Source organism: Sabulibacter ruber, assembly GCF_017355955.1.
Classification (GTDB): Bacteria; Bacteroidota; Bacteroidia; order Cytophagales; family Hymenobacteraceae; genus Nibribacter; species Nibribacter ruber_A.
Window position 1 is genome coordinate 1 of the sequence record NZ_JAFFID010000095.1, and the last position, 291, is coordinate 291.

The window sequence follows — 291 nt, forward strand, 5'->3', positions numbered from 1 at the left end:
TGTTCGGCCTGGCGCAGCTCTACCAGATCCGCGGGCGCGTGGGCCGGTCCAAGCTGCGCGGCTACGCCTATCTCACCTACGCGCCGAACAAGCCGCTGTCGGGCACGGCGCAGCAGCGGCTGCACGTGATCGAGACCCTGGACAGCCTCGGCGCCGGTTTCCAGCTCGCCAGCCACGACATGGACATCCGCGGTGCGGGCAACCTGCTGGGCGAGGAGCAGTCCGGCCATGTGAAGGAGGTCGGCGTCGAGCTGTACCAGCACATGCTGGAGGAGGCCGTCGCCAACGCCC

1 protein-coding gene is annotated in these 291 nt (G+C 69.4%); it reads left to right on the top strand.

Annotated features, from left to right (window positions below; all coding sequences use genetic code 11):
* The coding region (locus JT719_RS24600) for a hypothetical protein (protein ID WP_207436425.1) at positions 1-291 on the top strand (291 nt) is incomplete at both ends.